Below are 323 nucleotides of genomic sequence, written 5' to 3'. Positions count from 1 at the left end.
ATTTAACTCTTCAAAGGCGTAGTTTAGTAATAGGCGAATACCTGCTTTCATATAGCCATTGGCCTGGTGAGGGTGGAACACTTCGTAGCTAAGATAAGCTGACTGAAAATGACCTCGAATGATCGCCGAGATATTAAAAGTACCAACGATCTCGCCAGTTTCAGCTAAACACACTAATTGGCGGTGTTCCTCTTCCAAATAAGCGCGCACGTTTTTAGGCGGGTAGCTCCAAGGGCGATGAAAAATCTCGCTGTTTTGGTAACACTCGCTGAGTTCCTCTAAATCAGCGCGCTCTGGCTGTCTTAAATATACGTTCAATGTTC

At 44.6% G+C, this 323-nt stretch carries 1 protein-coding gene; it reads right to left on the bottom strand.

Going from position 1 to position 323, the window contains the following annotated elements; all coding sequences use genetic code 11:
- The coding region (locus Q4528_RS13160; protein WP_303521933.1) for a GNAT family N-acetyltransferase at nt 1–323 on the bottom strand (323 nt) is incomplete at both ends.

The organism is Staphylococcus pasteuri, from assembly GCF_030547725.1.
Taxonomy (GTDB): Bacteria; Bacillota; Bacilli; order Staphylococcales; family Staphylococcaceae; genus Staphylococcus; species Staphylococcus pasteuri.
Note: the sequence above shows the minus strand (reverse complement) of the source record. Positions and strands in the feature narration are given on the sequence as shown.